This window comes from Vogesella mureinivorans, assembly GCF_007644035.1.
GTDB lineage: Bacteria > Pseudomonadota > Gammaproteobacteria > Burkholderiales > Chromobacteriaceae > Vogesella > Vogesella mureinivorans.
In genome coordinates, this window is record NZ_VMTV02000156.1 from 1 (window position 1) to 276 (window position 276).

General features: G+C 39.9%; 1 pseudogene. It reads left to right on the forward strand.

Going from position 1 to position 276, the window contains the following annotated elements:
• A pseudogene (locus FLQ44_RS05040) lies at nt 1–276 on the forward strand (hypothetical protein); the annotation flags it as partial.

Here is a 276-nt window from a genome sequence, read left to right on the forward strand (position 1 = left end):
GCGGCGGTAATGGAAGATGTTGCACGCTCTAAAGCACCTAACTTAGCATCAAACGCAGATGCGTTAGCATGTATCAAAGAAGCGGTTGAAAAAGCGGGTTATGTTTTAGGTAAAGACGTAACTTTAGCGATGGACTGCGCATCTTCTGAGTTCTATAACAAAGAAAACGGTTTATACGAAATGAAAGGTGAAGGTAAATCTTTCACTTCTCAAGAATTTACTCACTACTTAGAAGGTTTATGCAACGAATACCCAATCAAATCGATTGAAGACGGT